21 protein-coding genes are annotated in these 15,521 nt (G+C 58.3%); 13 read left to right on the plus strand and 8 right to left on the minus strand.

Annotated features, from left to right (window positions below; all coding sequences use genetic code 11):
- Positions 1–139: 139 nt before the first annotated feature.
- The 9 genes from ubiE (at position 140) to PMYSY11_RS20140 (ending at position 6,253) form a co-directional block, all read left to right on the plus strand.
- Positions 140–910 (plus strand): bifunctional demethylmenaquinone methyltransferase/2-methoxy-6-polyprenyl-1,4-benzoquinol methylase UbiE, encoded by a 771-nt coding sequence (ubiE, locus tag PMYSY11_RS20100; RefSeq protein WP_069898397.1) that lies wholly within the window; start codon positions 140–142, stop codon positions 908–910.
- On the plus strand, positions 910–1,527 hold the full coding sequence (locus tag PMYSY11_RS20105) for a ubiquinone biosynthesis accessory factor UbiJ (protein ID WP_150547842.1): 618 nt from the start codon (positions 910–912) through the stop codon (positions 1,525–1,527). The genes ubiE and PMYSY11_RS20105 overlap by 1 nt, the downstream gene beginning before the upstream one ends.
- The gene (gene ubiB / locus PMYSY11_RS20110; protein WP_150547843.1) at positions 1,524–3,113 is read left to right on the plus strand and encodes a ubiquinone biosynthesis regulatory protein kinase UbiB; all 1,590 of its coding nucleotides are present in this window, start codon (positions 1,524–1,526) and stop codon (positions 3,111–3,113) included. The genes PMYSY11_RS20105 and ubiB overlap by 4 nt, the downstream gene beginning before the upstream one ends.
- A 110-nt stretch (positions 3,114–3,223) precedes the next feature.
- Complete coding sequence (gene hisI / locus PMYSY11_RS20115) at positions 3,224–3,625, plus strand: phosphoribosyl-AMP cyclohydrolase (RefSeq protein ID WP_090510135.1); 402 nt, start codon at positions 3,224–3,226, stop codon at positions 3,623–3,625.
- Positions 3,618–3,950: a phosphoribosyl-ATP diphosphatase gene (locus PMYSY11_RS20120; protein WP_069898401.1), complete on the plus strand. Its 333-nt coding sequence runs from the start codon at positions 3,618–3,620 to the stop codon at positions 3,948–3,950. The genes hisI and PMYSY11_RS20120 overlap by 8 nt, the downstream gene beginning before the upstream one ends.
- 27 nt (positions 3,951–3,977) lie before the next feature.
- A complete protein-coding gene (gene tatA / locus PMYSY11_RS20125) occupies positions 3,978–4,211 on the plus strand; it encodes a twin-arginine translocase TatA/TatE family subunit (RefSeq protein ID WP_069898402.1) in 234 nt (77 codons plus the stop codon).
- 115 nt (positions 4,212–4,326) lie between these two features.
- The gene (gene tatB / locus PMYSY11_RS20130) at positions 4,327–4,716 is read left to right on the plus strand and encodes a Sec-independent protein translocase protein TatB (RefSeq protein WP_150547844.1); all 390 of its coding nucleotides are present in this window, start codon (positions 4,327–4,329) and stop codon (positions 4,714–4,716) included.
- On the plus strand, positions 4,713–5,549 hold the full coding sequence (gene tatC, locus PMYSY11_RS20135) for a twin-arginine translocase subunit TatC (protein ID WP_069898404.1): 837 nt from the start codon (positions 4,713–4,715) through the stop codon (positions 5,547–5,549). Before tatB ends, tatC begins: the two co-directional genes overlap by 4 nt.
- Positions 5,546–6,253 (plus strand): 16S rRNA (uracil(1498)-N(3))-methyltransferase, encoded by a 708-nt coding sequence (locus PMYSY11_RS20140; RefSeq protein WP_150547845.1) that lies wholly within the window; start codon positions 5,546–5,548, stop codon positions 6,251–6,253. The genes tatC and PMYSY11_RS20140 overlap by 4 nt, the downstream gene beginning before the upstream one ends.
- A gap of 6 nt (positions 6,254–6,259) precedes the next feature.
- Here PMYSY11_RS20140 and PMYSY11_RS20145 read toward each other — a convergent pair whose 3' ends face one another.
- Positions 6,260–6,754, minus strand: a complete 495-nt coding sequence (locus PMYSY11_RS20145) for a winged helix-turn-helix transcriptional regulator (protein ID WP_150547846.1) — start codon at positions 6,752–6,754, stop codon at positions 6,260–6,262.
- Between the two features lie 100 nt (positions 6,755–6,854).
- Here PMYSY11_RS20145 and PMYSY11_RS20150 point away from each other — a divergent pair, with 100 nt between their 5' ends.
- Together PMYSY11_RS20150 and PMYSY11_RS20155 are read left to right on the plus strand one after the other, a co-directional pair.
- A complete protein-coding gene (locus PMYSY11_RS20150; RefSeq protein WP_090510123.1) occupies positions 6,855–7,583 on the plus strand; it encodes an SDR family oxidoreductase in 729 nt (242 codons plus the stop codon).
- 45 nt (positions 7,584–7,628) lie between these two features.
- Positions 7,629–8,219: a 2-hydroxychromene-2-carboxylate isomerase gene (locus tag PMYSY11_RS20155; protein ID WP_150547847.1), complete on the plus strand. Its 591-nt coding sequence runs from the start codon at positions 7,629–7,631 to the stop codon at positions 8,217–8,219.
- Positions 8,220–8,290: 71 nt separating this feature from the next.
- Here the strand turns inward: PMYSY11_RS20155 and dtd are convergent, their stop codons facing one another.
- Both dtd and pip read right to left on the minus strand, forming a co-directional pair.
- Complete coding sequence (dtd, locus tag PMYSY11_RS20160) at positions 8,291–8,728, minus strand: D-aminoacyl-tRNA deacylase (RefSeq protein WP_090510118.1); 438 nt, start codon at positions 8,726–8,728, stop codon at positions 8,291–8,293.
- The gene (gene pip / locus PMYSY11_RS20165; protein WP_150547848.1) at positions 8,725–9,696 is read right to left on the minus strand and encodes a prolyl aminopeptidase; all 972 of its coding nucleotides are present in this window, start codon (positions 9,694–9,696) and stop codon (positions 8,725–8,727) included. Before pip ends, dtd begins: the two co-directional genes overlap by 4 nt.
- Positions 9,697–9,812: 116 nt before the next feature.
- On the opposite strand from pip, the gene PMYSY11_RS20170 reads away from it, so the two are divergent.
- Entirely contained in the window at positions 9,813–10,247 is a 435-nt protein-coding gene (locus tag PMYSY11_RS20170; protein WP_150547849.1) for a hypothetical protein, read from the plus strand.
- 28 nt (positions 10,248–10,275) lie between these two features.
- On the opposite strand, the gene PMYSY11_RS20175 is transcribed toward PMYSY11_RS20170, so the two are convergent.
- The 5 genes from PMYSY11_RS20175 to estP all read right to left on the minus strand — a co-directional run bounded on the left by PMYSY11_RS20175 (position 10,276) and on the right by estP (position 14,817).
- Positions 10,276–10,839, minus strand: a complete 564-nt coding sequence (locus tag PMYSY11_RS20175) for a lipocalin family protein (protein WP_170827719.1) — start codon at positions 10,837–10,839, stop codon at positions 10,276–10,278.
- Positions 10,840–10,849: 10 nt separating this feature from the next.
- Positions 10,850–11,104, minus strand: coding sequence for a hypothetical protein (locus PMYSY11_RS20180; RefSeq protein WP_069898413.1), 255 nt, complete (start codon positions 11,102–11,104; stop codon positions 10,850–10,852).
- A 114-nt stretch (positions 11,105–11,218) separates the two neighbouring features.
- Positions 11,219–11,827, minus strand: coding sequence for a DUF924 family protein (locus tag PMYSY11_RS20185; RefSeq protein ID WP_150547850.1), 609 nt, complete (start codon positions 11,825–11,827; stop codon positions 11,219–11,221).
- A gap of 3 nt (positions 11,828–11,830) precedes the next feature.
- Positions 11,831–12,835, minus strand: coding sequence for a class 1 fructose-bisphosphatase (locus PMYSY11_RS20190; RefSeq protein WP_069898415.1), 1,005 nt, complete (start codon positions 12,833–12,835; stop codon positions 11,831–11,833).
- Between the two features lie 80 nt (positions 12,836–12,915).
- Complete coding sequence (gene estP, locus PMYSY11_RS20195) at positions 12,916–14,817, minus strand: esterase EstP (protein WP_197737962.1); 1,902 nt, start codon at positions 14,815–14,817, stop codon at positions 12,916–12,918.
- A 298-nt stretch (positions 14,818–15,115) separates the two neighbouring features.
- On the opposite strand from estP, the gene PMYSY11_RS20200 reads away from it, so the two are divergent.
- Positions 15,116–15,517 (plus strand): YkgJ family cysteine cluster protein, encoded by a 402-nt coding sequence (locus PMYSY11_RS20200; RefSeq protein WP_069898417.1) that lies wholly within the window; start codon positions 15,116–15,118, stop codon positions 15,515–15,517.
- Positions 15,518–15,521 lie beyond the last annotated feature (4 nt).

Here is a 15,521-nt window from a genome sequence, read left to right on the forward strand (position 1 = left end):
CCACTCCAGACAGCAACTTGATAGACGTGACTATATCAGCCCCTGTGGCGATTTCGCTCACACCACCTGTAGCGCATGCCAAGACATAAGGCCAGTCGCAGGTTTAGAATAGCGGCCACTTTGATTCAGGTGCCGCGATATGAACGACCCGCGCAAGAGCAACGACAGCGAACCCACCACACACTTTGGCTTCAAGGATGTTCCCGAAAGCCAAAAGGCGCAGAAAGTCGCCGAGGTGTTCCACTCTGTAGCTGCCAAGTACGATGTCATGAACGACTTGCTCTCTGGCGGCATGCACCGCCTGTGGAAGCGTTTCACCATCGAACTGTCTGGCGTACGTACCGGCAACCGGGTTCTGGATATTGCCGGCGGCACGGGCGATCTGGCGCGCCAGTTTGCGCGCTTGGTTGGCCCCACCGGTGAAGTGGTGCTGGCCGACATCAACGAGTCGATGCTCAAGGTCGGCCGCGACCGCCTGCTCGACAAAGGTGTCTCAGGCAATGTGCAGTTCGTTCAGGCCGACGCCGAAAAACTGCCCTTCCCCGACAACCATTTCGACTGCGTCACCATCGCCTTCGGCCTGCGCAACGTCACCCATAAAGAAGACGCCCTGCGCTCAATGCTGCGCGTACTCAAGCCGGGCGGCCGCCTGCTGGTACTGGAATTTTCCAAACCGTCCAGCGACATGCTCTCCAAGGCTTACGACAGCTACTCGTTCCGCGTGATGCCCCTGATTGGCAAGCTGATCACCAACGACGCCGACAGCTATCGTTATCTGGCTGAGTCGATTCGTATGCACCCCGATCAGGAAACCCTCAAGGGCATGATGATCGACGCTGGTTTCGAGCGCACCACTTACCACAACATGACGGGCGGCATTGTCGCCCTGCATCGCGGTATCAAACCCTGATGATGCTCAGCGGCATTCTGGCCAGCATCGAACTGGGCCTTAATCGCGTACTGGTCATGGACAGCACAGCGCTGCCACGACTGGCGCGCCTGAATGGCCGGGTGATTGCGGTCGAATGCCAGAACCCGGCTGTGCAATTGTTCATCCTTGCCGACGGCCAGGGCATTCGCCTCGCCTCTCAGTGGGAAGGCGATGTAGCGTGCCGCTTGCGCGCCAGTGCCAGCAAACTGCTGCAACTGGGCCTGAGCGCAGACAAGACCGCCATATTGCACAGCCAGGACGTCAGCCTCGAAGGCGACAGCGCCGCCCTGCTCGATCTCGCCGCAATCCTTCAGGACTTGCAGCTCGACTGGGAATACGAGCTGTCGCGCTGGCTTGGCCCGGTGGCCAGCCAGTTGCTCAGCAGCCATTTGCGCAGCCGCTATAACTGGACCAGCCAAACCCTCAACAGCTTGCGTCTGAACCTCACCGACTACCTCAGTGAAGAGTCGCGCAGTCTGGTCGGCGAGCGGGAAGCGCAAGCACGCTTTGCCGAACTCGACTCGCTAAAAATCGCCCTGGATCGCCTCGACGCCCGCGTTGAGCGCCTCGCCAACCTGAAAAAGCCGAAAGCATGAAGCTGCTTGCCGCCCGTCGTTTACTGCGTATCCAGCGGGTCATCATCCGCTACCAACTGGATGACCTGCTACTTGCCCTGCCAATCCCGTTTTGGGTGCGTGCACTGAGCTACCTGTTGCCCTGGCGCTGGCTGCCGCGCAAAACGCTGAACCTTTCCCGCGGCGAGCGCTTGCGTCTGGCGCTGGAAGACCTCGGGCCGATCTTTATCAAGTTTGGCCAACTGCTCTCGACCCGTCGCGACCTGATGCCGCCTGATATCGCCGACGAGCTGGCCAGGCTGCAGGATCAGGTACCGCCCTTCGATCCGGTGCAATCCAAGGCGCTGATCGAGGCGCAACTGGGCGCGAAAGTCAGTGACATGTTCGCCCGCTTCGATGCTCAACCACTGGCCTCGGCCTCGATTGCGCAGGTGCACGCGGCGCAGCTCAAGAGCGGCGAAGAAGTGGTGATCAAGGTGATTCGCCCCGGCCTCAAACCGGTGATTCGCCAGGACATCGCCTGGCTGTTTCTGCTCGCCAAATTAGCCGAAAAGGCTTCGGCAGATGCCCGTCTGCTGCGCCCGGTCGAAGTGGTCAGCGACTACGAGAAGACCATCTACGACGAACTCGACCTGCTCCGCGAGGCGGCGAATGCCAGCCAGCTGCGCCGCAACTTCGAGGATTCGCCGCTGCTCTATGTGCCGCAGGTTTACTGGGACTATTGCCGCCCGCAAGTGCTGGTCATGGAGCGGATCTACGGCGTGCCGGTTACCGATCTGGACACCCTGGCCGATCAGCGCACCGACATGAAACTGCTGGCCGAACGCGGCGTCGAGATTTTCTTCACTCAGGTTTTCCGCGACAGCTTCTTCCACGCCGACATGCACCCCGGCAATATCTTTGTCAGCAATCGCCAGCCGTGGAACCCGCAATACATCGCCATCGACTGCGGCATCATCGGCAGCCTCACCCCTGAAGATCAGGACTATCTGGCGCGCAACCTGATTGCCTTCTTCAAACGTGACTACCGCCGCGTGGCGCAACTGCACATCGACTCTGGCTGGATTCCTGCGACCACCAAGGTCAATGATTTTGAAGCCGCCATCCGCACGGTGTGCGAGCCTATCTTCGAAAAACCGCTCAAGGATATTTCCTTCGGCCAACTGCTGATGCGTCTGTTCCAGACCGCGCGACGCTTCAACATGGAAGTGCAACCGCAACTGGTGCTGCTGCAGAAAACCCTGCTGAATATCGAAGGGCTGGGGCGCCAGCTCTACCCCGACCTCGACCTGTGGAGCACCGCGCAACCGTTTCTGGAGCGCTGGATGCGTGAACGGGTAAGCCCGCGCAATGTTCTGCGTAATCTGCAGTTGCAGGCGGAACAAGTGCCGCACCTGTCGCAAATGGCGCGCGACACATTAGACCGACTGAACCAGCAACAAGTCGCGGCACCTGTCACGCCGCCAAGCCGCTACGGCTGGGCATCACGCCTGCTCGGCGCGGCGTTGATTGCTGGCGCGGTGACTCAGGGTCTGAGCCTGAGCCTGCAGGTCTGGCCAAGCTGGGCCATGCTCGCCGGCGGAATATTCCTGGTGCTGCGCCGATAGCCAGGCCGCAGCGGTGCTGGCACACTAGACCTGTGTAGAGGTTGCTCGGCGAATGCCGCCGAGTAGCCCCGACAAACCTATTTGAAAAGCCCGCATGGGCGGACGATGTGATGAACGATTGGCTCGATGAAATCAAGTGGGACAGTGACGGCCTAGTACCGGCAATCGCTCAGGATCACCTCACTGGCCGTGTGCTGATGATGGCCTGGATGAACCGTGAAGCGCTGGCCCTTACAGCCAGCGAGCAGCGGGCGATTTACTGGTCTCGCTCGCGCGCCAAGCTGTGGCGCAAGGGTGAAGAATCCGGCCACGTGCAGAAACTGCATGAACTGCGCCTCGATTGCGACGCTGACGTGATTATCCTCAAGGTTGAACAGCTCGGCGGCATTGCTTGCCATACGGGTCGTGAAAGCTGCTTTTATCGGGTTTTTGAAAATGGCGGCTGGAAAACCGTTGATGCGGTGATCAAAGACCCGCAGAGTATTTACCAGAAGGGAAACGGCCATGACTGATACGCTCAACCGACTGGCCGAAGTGCTCGAATCACGCAAAGGCGCCGCTGCAGACTCCTCCTACGTGGCGAGTTTGTACGCCAAGGGCCTGAACAAGATTCTTGAGAAGCTTGGCGAAGAATCGATTGAAACCATTATTGCGGCTAAAGACGCGGCAAACAGTGGTGATTGCAGTGACGTGATCTACGAAACTGCTGACTTGTGGTTTCACAGCATGGTGATGCTGGCCTCGCTGGGGCAACATCCGCAAGCTGTGCTTGATGAGCTGGACAGACGTTTTGGACTTTCTGGGCATGCGGAAAAAGCCGCACGTCCACAATCCTAATCTAATGATAACAACGGAGTAATTCGCATGGGTTTCGGTGGCATTAGCATCTGGCAACTCCTGATCATCCTGCTGATCGTGGTCATGCTGTTCGGTACCAAACGCCTCAAAGGCATGGGCTCGGACATCGGTGATGCGATCAAAGGCTTTCGTAAATCGATGAATACCGACGAGGCCGAAAAGCCTTCCGTTGAAGAGAAGCAAGGGCAGACCATTGATGCCCAGGCGCACAAAGTCGAAGAGCCTGCCAAGAAAGACTAAGCAGCGCTGATTTGTTGTGAACAATGCCTGCAAGCAGCCAAACGCCCGATTGAGCGGACATTTGGCTGCTTGCAGGCGCAGTGGTTTTATCCTGGCACCCTGAGAGCACGTCCTCATGTTCGATGTAGGTTTTTCCGAGCTGCTATTGGTTGGCTTGGTCGCATTATTGGTTCTTGGCCCCGAAAGGTTGCCGGGAGCGGTGCGCACTGCCGGGCTATGGATTGGCCGTATCAAACGCAGTTTCAACACCATGAAGGCTGAAGTTGAGCGCGAAATTGGCGCCGACGAAATTCGCCGGCAACTGCACAACGAGCAGATTCTCGACCTTGAGCGCGAAATGAAGGCGATGAAACAAGAGATCACCGCCCCGTTTAGCGCCAACACCGAGCCAACGCCCGCAGAACCCAAGCCGGCAACCAGCACGCCGGCTGCCGAGGTTGCCAAGCCGCAAACACCGCCCTCTCCTACTCCAGACGCCAGCCAGGATAAAGCCTCACAACCATGAGCCGAGATAGCCAAAGCGATCAGGAAATGCCCCTGATCTCGCACCTGACTGAGTTGCGCACACGGGTGCTGCGTAGCGTTGTTGCAGTACTGCTGCTGTTTGCCGGACTGTTCTACTTCTCTCAAGACATCTACGCGCTCGTCGCCGCGCCACTGCGTGCATACCTGCCCGCAGGCGCCACCATGATCGCGACCGGCGTGGCATCGCCGTTCCTGACGCCGTTCAAGCTGACCTTGATGGTCGCCCTGTTCCTGTCGATGCCGATCATCCTGCAGCAGATCTGGGGTTTCATCGCGCCCGGCCTGTACAAGCACGAGAAGCGCATTGCCGTACCGCTGCTGATCTCCAGCATTTTCCTGTTCTACGGCGGCATGGCATTCGCCTACTTCGTCGTGTTCCCGATCATGTTCGGCTTCTTTGCCAGCGTAACCCCGGAAGGCGTCGAGATGATGACCGACATCGGTCAGTATCTCGACTTCGTGCTCACGCTGTTCTTTGCCTTCGGCGTGGCCTTCGAGATTCCGGTCGCAACCTTCCTGCTGATCTGGGTCGGCATCATCGAAGTCGAAACCCTGCGCAAGAGCCGCCCCTACGTGATCGTTGGCTGCTTTGCCATCGGCATGGTGTTGACCCCGCCGGATATCTTCTCGCAAACCTTGCTCGCCGTGCCGATGTGGATGCTGTTCGAGACCGGCTTGCTGTTTGGCGCGCTGGTGAAACGCCGCAGCGAATACAGCGAAGAAGACGAAATGCCTGAAGATGCGCCAGCCAGCACGCCAACCCGCGATGCCGAGACAGGCCACGACGACCAGCCGCCTGCTGCGCAACCGTGAATTTACTGCTCCTCGAAGATGCTGATTTCATCACCACCGACCGCGCCCTGTTGCGCGGCCGGCGGTTGCAGCATTTGCATGAAGTGCACCGCGCCGAAACCGGCGACACCCTGCGTGTGGGCCGCCTCGATGGCCTGATGGGCACAGGCAAGATCTTGCAGCTGGGCAGCGATCAGGCCGAAATCCAGATCGAACTCAACCAGCCACCTCCCGCCAAATTGCCTTTGACGCTGCTGCTCGCCATGCCCAGGCCGAAAATGCTGCGCCGTGTGCTGCAAACCGTCAGCAGCATGGGCGTACCGCGCCTAGTTTTGCTTAACAGCTATCGGGTCGAGAAGAGCTTCTGGCAAACGCCGTTTCTGCACCCCGAAGCCATTCGTGAGCAACTGATTCTGGGCCTGGAGCAGGCACGCGATACTGTGCTGCCCGAGGTCATCATCGAGAAACGCTTCAAGCCCTTTGTCGAAGATCGCCTGCCGCAACTAGCCGCAGGCAGTCTGGCGCTGGTCGGACACCCCGGCGAATACCCGGAGTGCCCACGCGCAGTGAATCAGGCAGTTACCCTGGCGATAGGTCCGGAAGGCGGCTGGATCCCTTATGAGATCGATTTGCTGCAAGGCGCGGGGATGACGCCGGTGCAACTCGGACAACGCATCCTGCGCGTCGAGACGGCCGTTACCGCCCTGCTCGCGCGCCTGTTCTAGGTTCTGTTAGCGCTCGCCCTGCTGATGCCAGTGCGCGGGTAATAGCTGCCCGCGAAACGCCTCGCCCTCTTCCAGCATCACCTCACCGGCTTGCAACGGCTCGGCGCACTCGGAGCACACGAGTACGCCATGCATGTGCTGGCCACAGGGCTTGTGGATATGTCGAATAGGCGGGCCTTCTGCGCCGCTCATGTGGCGGTCTCCCCAATTGACCAGCGCCAGCACCGCCGGATACAGATCCCGTCCTTTTGGCGTCAGCCGGTATTCCTCGCGCACAGGCCGCTGCTGGTAAGCCTGTTTGACCAGAACCTCGGCCTCCACCAGTTTTTTCAGGCGGTCAGCCAGCACATGGCGGGTAACACCGAGGCGACTTTCAAACTCATCGAAACGCCGCACGCCTAGAAAGCATTCGCGTAGCACCAGCAGCGTCCAGCGATCGCCCACCACCGAGAGCGTGCGCGCCAGCGAGCACGGTTGTTGGTCCAGTTGTTCCCAGCGCATTAATCAGCCTCCGTCGAGTACGGTGTTAGAGTAGCTTGACAAGTTCTAAAATGGAACTGACTATCTTATAAGTTCCAAAACAGAACCCATCGAGGCAAAAATGAACCAACAAAAAGCGATTCTGGTGGTGGGCGCGGGCGATGCAACCGGCTCGGCAATTGCCAAACGGTTTGCCCGCGAAGGCTATGTGGCGTGTGTGGCGCGGCGTAATGCCGAGAAATTGCAGCCGCTGGTGGACGACATCACCAGCGCCGGAGGTCAGGCCAGAGCCTTTGGTTGTGACGCCCGTATCGAGAGCCAGGTGGTCGAAATGGTCGAGACCATTGAGCGTGAGGTCGGCCCGCTGGAAGTTGTCGTGTTCAACATTGGCGCCAATGTGCGGTTCTCGATTACCGAAACCACCGAGCGCGTGTACCGCAAGGTCTGGGAGATGGCTGCGCTGTCAGGTTTTCTCACCGGTCGGGAAGCGGCGCGAGTGATGCTGCCACGTAACCAAGGCACCATCATTTTTACCGGCGCCACGGCATCACTGCGCGGCGGCAACGGTTTCTGTGCTTTCGCCGGTGCCAAGTTTGCTTTGCGCGCACTGGCCCAGAGCATGGCCCGTGAACTAGGCCCCAAGGGCATTCATGTTGCGCACCCGATTATTGATGGCGCCATCGACACCGCGTTTATCCGCGAAACCTTTCCCGAGATGTACGCGAAGAAGGATCAGGATGGCATTCTCAACCCCGATCACATCGCCGACACCTACTGGAATATTCACATCCAGCCGCGAGATTGCTGGGTTCATGAGATGGATCTGCGCCCCTGGCAGGAAACCTTCTGAGCGCACGGGCACACAACAATAAATCGCTGACTTGAGCACATCATTATGAGTAAAACCGTAGAGTTCTTTTTCGACTTTGGCAGCCCGGCAAGTTATCTGGCCTGGACTCAACTACCTGCAATAACCCAGCAGGCAGGCGCTGAAATCATCTGGCAGCCGATGCTGCTGGGTGCGGTATTCAAGGCCACTGGCAATCAGTCTCCGGCGATGATCCCCAGCAAGGGCCGCTACATGTTTCAGGACTTGGCCCGCTTCGCTAAGCGCTATCAGGTCGAGATGAATTTCAACCCGCACTTCCCGATCAACACGATTACCCTGATGCGCGGCGCGGCAGGCTATTTGGGCACCGAACATTTCGCGCGTTACGTCGAATGCGTGTTTCGCGCCATGTGGGTCGACAAACAGAACCTCGGCGACCCGCAGGTACTCGGCGAAGTCCTCGCCAATAACGGCTTCGATCCGCAAGCCTTCTTGGCGATGGTCAGCGATGAGGCGGTCAAGGAACGTCTCAAGACCATTACCGAAGACGCCATCAAACGCGGCGCATTTGGTGCTCCGACGATGTTTGTCGGTGAGCAGCTGTTCTTTGGCCAGGACCGCCTCGATTTCGTTCGCGAAGCACTGGCAAACGGTTGAACGCAAAACGCCTGCGAAGCCAGTTTTAAAGGGGCTTCGCAGGCGTTTATGTGATTGCAAAAAAGTACGTATCAGGTTTCCAGCAGGAAGGTTACCGGCCCGTCATTGACCAGATGCACTTGCATGTCGGCACCAAACTCGCCGGTCGCCACTTGCGCGTGCTTGCTGCGCGCCATCGCGACCAGTTCATCGAATACCTGAGCACCTTGTTGTGGCGGCGCGGCACTGGAAAAGCTCGGACGCAGACCGCTTTTGGTATTGGCCGCCAGCGTGAACTGCGAAACCAGCAACAACCCGCCCTGCACATCGCTCAGCGACAGATTCATCTTGCCATCGGCATCACTGAATACCCGGTAGTTGAGCAGCTTGTGGAGCATCTTGCTGGCGCTCGCCTGATCATCCTGCGGCTCGACGCCAACCAGCACCAGCAAGCCTTGCTCGATAGCGCCCACGCAGGTTGCAGCCACCTCGACCCGCGCGCTGCTAACACGTTGAATCAGTGCCTTCATGCTTCATCCGGTGCCAGGTTGAGTAGACGATGGGCGATTTGATCGGCCGCTCGCACCAGCGCATCGGTGGTGCCGACTTCCGAGGCCGCGTGCCCGGCATCGCGGATAATCTGCAACTCGCTATTCGGCCAGGCCTGATGCAGCTCCCAGGCGTTCTCAAGCGGGCAGATCACATCGTACCGACCGTGCACGATTATGCCCGGCAAGTGGGCGATGTTTGGCATGTTATTGAGCAGCTGATTCGGCTCAAGAAAGGCGTTGTTGACGAAGTAATGGCACTCGATGCGCGCAATCGACAGCGCACGGTGCGCCTCGCTGAAACGCTCCACCACCTGCGGATTGGGGCGCAGGGTGGCAGTACGCCCTTCCCACGTCGACCAGGCTTTGGCGGCGTGCATCTGGGCGATCTGATCAGGGCCAGTGAGGCGTTTGTAGAAGGCCTGAATCATATCACCACGCTCATCTACAGGGATTGGCGCGACATAGTCCTGCCAGAAATCCGGGAACATGCGGCTCGCACCTTCCTGATAGAACCACTGCAATTCCTGCTGACGGCACAGGAAGATGCCACGCAGAATCAGGGCGCTAACGCGGTCGGGGTGGGTTTGCGCGTAGGCCAGCGACAAGGTTGAACCCCAGGAACCACCAAACAGCACCCATTTATCGATATTCAGGTGCTCACGGATTATCTCCATGTCAGCCACCAGATCCCAGGTGGTGTTGTTTTCGAGGCTTGCATGCGGCGTCGAACGGCCACAGCCGCGCTGATCAAACGTGATAATGCGATAGAGATTAGGGTCGAAGAAGCGCCGGCTCAGCGCATCACAACCAGCGCCTGGGCCGCCGTGAACAAAGACCACCGGCAGGCCGTCGGGCGAGCCGCTTTCATCGACATAAAGCACATGCGGCGCCTCGACGGACAGCTCATGGCGTGCGTAAGGCTTGATCTCCGGGTACAGCGTCTGCATGACATACTCCTGACTTTCGCTTTCGTGACGCAAAGTCTTCACCCTCATGACGCCAGTGCTGACTGATTGCGTGCGACACTCCGTCGGGCATCATAACCATGAAAAGGCATCTATGTATGGCAGTTAAAACGTTTGGTCTGGCATTTATTCTGTTGCTGACTCAACTGCTCGGTTGCTCGGCAGATACAACCCCGCAAAGTGAACTGGAAGCGGCGGTTGAGCGCCTGCAGGAGAGCCTTGAGAACAAGCGCAACAGCGCCGTGATGGAGCAACTGCACGACGACTTCAGTGCGCAACAGATGTATGACCGCGACTGGGCCAAGCGCACCATGACGTTGCTGTTTCTGCGCCACAAGAATGTCCGGGTACTCGCGCTGAGCAAGCAGAGCCAGATCGATCCGGTGTATCAGAATATTGGTCGCACTCAGGCACAAATCGCGCTAACCGGTGCCGAAGGGCTGATTCCCGACAGCGCCCGCCACTACAGCGTAGAACTTGAGTGGTGGCGCGTCGATGATCAATGGTTGCTGGCACGCCTGAACTGGCAATAAGCCTGACTCACGCGCGCCCTGCAACAGCTTACTCGGCCGGCATTTTCGAGTCCGGCGTGCGCCAGATCAGCTTGCTGGTGTCATAGCCACGGCCGTGGGCAACGTCGACCAGATTGTCGCGCACCGACTCGGTAACTTCGGGGGTGCGTGACAGAATCCAGAGGTACTCGTAATCCGGGCTGCCGACGACTGCGGTGGTGTAGTCATCGTCGAGATACAACACCCAGTACTCGCCCTTGCTAACGCCCGGCAGCAGCGTGCTGAACCAGTTGTCGAAGCTCACCCACAGTTTGTCGGTCTTGCCCTGAACCTGGGGAACAGCGGTGCCTTGGGCTTCTTGCCAGCCGCCCTCGGCGCTGCGGCAACGATTGAGCACGCCCACCGTGCCGTCATCGCGCAGATCGTAATGCGCTTCGGACTGCGCGCAGTTGCGCTGGAAGAACATCGGCAAGCGCGCCAGCTCGTACCAAGTGCCCTGATAACGCTCCAGATTAACCTTGTCGACTGTTTTCGGCGGCACCGAACCAGTACCCGAATTCGCACACGCGGCCAGCACCAGCGGGGCCAGCAATACCAATAGAAAACGCATCAATTTAAGCTCCTCACTTCAGGCCTTCACCGGAAAACATAATCACCTTGTCACCTGCATACTGCACGCTGATGAAATGTTTGCTATCGCCCCAGGTGCAGCTCGACATGCCCATTGCACCGGCACAGTCATCCGGTGCGCCCAACAGCTTTTCGACCTCAGGCTTGGTCATTCCGGATTCAAGCTTGGCGTAGTTTTCTTGATTGACCTTGCTGCACGCGACAATCAACAGACAACTGCCCAACAGCGCTAAGTTACGCAGCGGCATGATCAACTCCCTTGTTATATGACATACAAATACCGCATGCGCTGGTTCAATCGCGCTGCGGTTGGATTGATGCACAAGTCTGGCACAGCACTTGGCAATCTGCTCAATTGGACGTCAGAACCGCGAGCCGGGTTCCTTGAGGAAAGCCACTTCTTCGCCACTGGAACGACGACCCAACACGGTATTGCGGTGGGGGAAGCGGTTAAAGCGCTCGATCACGCGCTGATGGCGCTCGGCGTAATCAAGATAATCAGCAAAGACCTGCTGGTCTGCCGGGCCGGCCTCATCAAGCAAGCGCCGAAACTGGGCGACCGCACGACGCTGCTGGCCGGGGTCTTCAGCATGTTCGAGAACCAGATAGATAAATACCCGCTCAATCGGCTGCAACTGCTGATCCAGCCCGGCCTCGATGCCATCGCGCACCATTGCCTGAGCTTGCGAGTCACCTGCAAACGATTTGGGGTTATTGCGATAGATCATGCGAGGCAGCTGGTCGAGCAACAGCACAACTGCCAACAAGCCTCGCGGATCAGTCAGCCAGTCATTCAACTGCCCGGCCAGAGCATCACGCACCAGAGGCGCAAACAGCTCACGCGCCTCGTTGTCCTGCATGACGTTTTTGCCAAACCAGAGTTTGCCGCGCGCAGCCGCAATTTCATGTGCGGCTGCCTGCACATCAGCGCCGAACCACCACTTGTGCAAGGGTTGCCAAGGCGCTGTCATGCATTACTCCTGGTGGTAAGCGGTGACGCGCTCGACTTCTTCTTTAGAGCCGAGGAACACCGGCACACGCTGGTGCAACGAGGTCGGCTGGATATCGAGAATCCGCTGGTTGCCGTCGGTGGCAACACCGCCCGCCTGCTCGATGATGAAGGCCATCGGGTTGGCCTCGTACATCAGGCGCAGCTTGCCCGGCTTGTCGTCGCGGTTATCGCGCGGGTACATGAACAGGCCGCCGCGGGTAAGAATACGGTGAACGTCGGCAACCATGGCGGCGATCCAACGCATGTTGAAGTTCTTCTTCAGCGGGCCTTCGGCGCCAGCCAGCAACTCGCCGACGTAACGCTTGACCGGCTCTTCCCAATGACGCTGGTTGGACATGTTGATGGCGAATTCCTGAGTGGCCTCAGGCACCTTGATGTCGTCGTGGGTGAGCACGAAGCTGCCCAGTTCACGGTCCAGGGTGAAGCCTTTAACGCCATTGCCCATGGTCAGCAGCAACATGGTTTGCGGGCCATAAATGGCATAGCCAGCGCATACTTGTTGAGAGCCAGGCTGGAGGAACGCTTCTTCGCCCAGATCACCCTTGTCGCCTTTGCGATCAGGGCAACGCAGTACCGAGAAAATGGTACCGACCGAGACGTTGACGTCGATGTTCGACGAGCCGTCCAGCGGATCGAATACCAGCAGGTAAGCACCCTTCGGGTAACGGCCTGGGATCTGATAAGCGTTGTCCATCTCCTCGGAAGCCATGCCGGCCAGGTGACCGCCCCACTCGTTGGCTTCGAGAAGGATTTCGTTGGAGATCACGTCGAGCTTTTTCTGTACCTCACCCTGCACGTTTTCGGTACCCATGCTGCCGAGCACGCCGCCCAGTGCACCTTTCGACACTTGATGGCTGATCGCCTTGCAGGCCCGTGCAACAACTTCAATCAAGAAGCGAAGATCAGCCGGAGTATTGTGGCTGCGGGTTTGCTCGATCAGATAGCGGCTCAGGGTAACGCGTGACATGTGAGGCTCCAGGGATAGGAAATCGCATGCAGTTTAACCGTTTATGGGCGCCAGCGTCTCCTGCTGCCGCCCATCGGTACTTACCAGTCCCAGGCGAGTGACAGCGCAACACCTTGCTGCTTGTTGTCGTCGCTCTTGCTCAGGCTGTATACGCCACGCAATGCCAGGTCGCTCGTCAGTTGCTGGCTGAAACCGAGACTGGCGCGATCGAGGTTATCGTCGGGGATGTAGCCCGCCAGTTCGTAGTCGATGCCCGGCAAGCTGTTGAGCGAGGTACGCACGTCCGTGCTGTCGTCATCGTACTCAGTTTCGTGGGCAATCTCAGCGAATAGCTGGGTGGCTTGCGTCACCGCCCAACGCCCTTGCAGACCAATGCCCAAGCGCTTGGAGGTACGGGCCTGATCGTCAAAGGTCAACGCCGTTGAACGGTTACCGGACTCAGCGTAGCCGTCGACCTCAACCTTGGCATAGTCGGCGCTGATAAATGGGCTCAGGTGCCAATTGCTGCCCGGCTGGGCAATGTCGTAACCGGCACGTGCAGAGAGCCCCCACAAGGAGCCTTCGGTGTCGCCTTTTTCAACGCGTTCAACACGGCCCAAGTCGATTTTGCGCTTGAGGTCGTGATAATCCAGATAGCCCGCGCTGAGCGAGGCGTCAGCCCACCAGCGGTTATGCTGGTACTGCGCAAACACGCTGCCCAAATAACTGCGCATGTCGTAATCAGAGTCGGCGCTGCCCACTTCCAGATTTTGCTCATAAAGGCCCATCAACAGGCCAACCCGCCAGCTGTCATCAAGCCGGTAGCTGCCGCCAACGTTCAAGCTGTAGCCATCGCCGTCACCACTTGGCGATGCCGCCTGGCTGTCAAAGTCCAACCGCTGTCCGCCACCGGCCACAATGGCGCGCCACTGACCGACCGGCTGCCACGCCTCCCAATCAGCGACATATTGATTACGCAGCTGATCTTGATGCGCACGCAAGGTGCCGTGCGCCATTTCTGGCAACAGGCTGACTTCCCAGGGCGCGGCGAGCAGCGAATAGGCGTAGTCAGCAACTATCTGCTGAACCGCCGTGGTTGGGTGAACACCGTCGTTGTAGAGCAGTTTGCTGGGGTCTGGCGTGGCGCTGTTGATGCCCCACGTGGCATTGATGTTTGCACAATCAGCAAAACAGCTGCCGGTTAGATTTTGCGTGGTATCAAAACCATAAGAGCCCGCATCTTGCAGCACTTCAGTGAACAGTGCCGGCACGTTCAACGGAATGATTTGCGCATCAATCTGCGCGAGCTGACGGACCAGCTCAGTATTAAAGCCCTGACTAATCGCGCTAACGGTTGGCGCCAAAGGCGTACCCGAAATAGCCGGTGTTGTGCCCACGTTTGGCAACAACGAGACCATGATGTATCGAGCGCCAGCGCCTTGCAGCGCGCGCACACTATCTGCCAGCTGGGTGGCCGCAGCCGCTGGCCCGGAGACAAAAATCGTGCCCTGCAGGAAATCGTTACCGCCGCCGTTAACGTAGAACAACGCATTCGGATCAAGGCTCAGACCGCGATTCGCTAAATCAACCAGATAACCATCACGGGTGCGGGTGCCGGCTACCGAGCCACCAGCCTGGGTGATTGAGTTATAAATGTGATCGGTGCGGTAACCGCCCACAGCCCAGTTATTACCGTCAGCCAAACCTTGATCGGCAAATACTTGCGAGGTCGATGGCGTTTGCGCACCTAAACCAAGCTGTTCGCCCAACAACATTGGCGAGGTTGATCCGTAGATTTCACCACTGCCATCTTGATAGGTCGGGCCGACACGGTTGGTGAAGCGGTTGGTGGCGCCAGCGGGGCCGCCCGGATCAGCAAACTGGCCGGCATCACTGAGGCTGTCGCCAAATACCACCAAGCTTGAGAAGGGGCCAGCATGGCTGGACGTTGAATAACCGGCGAGCAAGCACGCCACAGCAAGCGGAGTCAGGATGCGTTTCAAAGGGTATTCCTTATTTTATTGTTATAGGCATGACCAACTGATCAAATCTAGTCAGTTTTGCAAATATTGCATTAGATTTGCGTCACACTTTTTGCTCACCAAGGCCGGTGAGCTAGTCACTGGGCTCAGCGTCGCCCGCTGATTTCAACGAGTGATCCGCGCCAATTCGCCCTGCCAGCAAAGCCCATCAGCCTGATTTAACTGCTGGATTAACCACCGGCGAGCAGAAGACGCTTCACAAATAAGCAGACGCCGCTATCATCACCCGCCGCAACTCCCTCCTACGCTTAGCAGACCGATGAAAAACAACCTGATCGCCGCCGCAGAAATTGACCGCCTCGACACGTGGGCCAAATACACCAGCGACATGTGTCACAGCTGCAACTCCAGCTGCTGCACGCTGCCTGTTGAGGTGCGCATCAGCGACTTGATTCGCATGGGCGTGGTCGATGAGTTCGAGCGTGGCGACCCGCCGAAGAATGTCGCCAAGCGTTTGCAGAAAGAAGGCATCGTCGAGCGTTATAACCAGAAGTCGGGCATCTTTACCCTGACGCGCATGTCGAACAACGACTGCCTGTATCTCGATCGCAAAACGCGCCTGTGCACCATTTACGACAAGCGCCCGGAAACCTGCCGCAATCACCCGAAGATTGGCCCGCGCCCCGGTTACTGCGCGTACATCCCCAAAGCTGTTCGCTGACAGC

This window comes from Pseudomonas marincola (assembly GCF_900682675.2).
GTDB lineage: Bacteria > Pseudomonadota > Gammaproteobacteria > Pseudomonadales > Pseudomonadaceae > Aquipseudomonas > Aquipseudomonas marincola.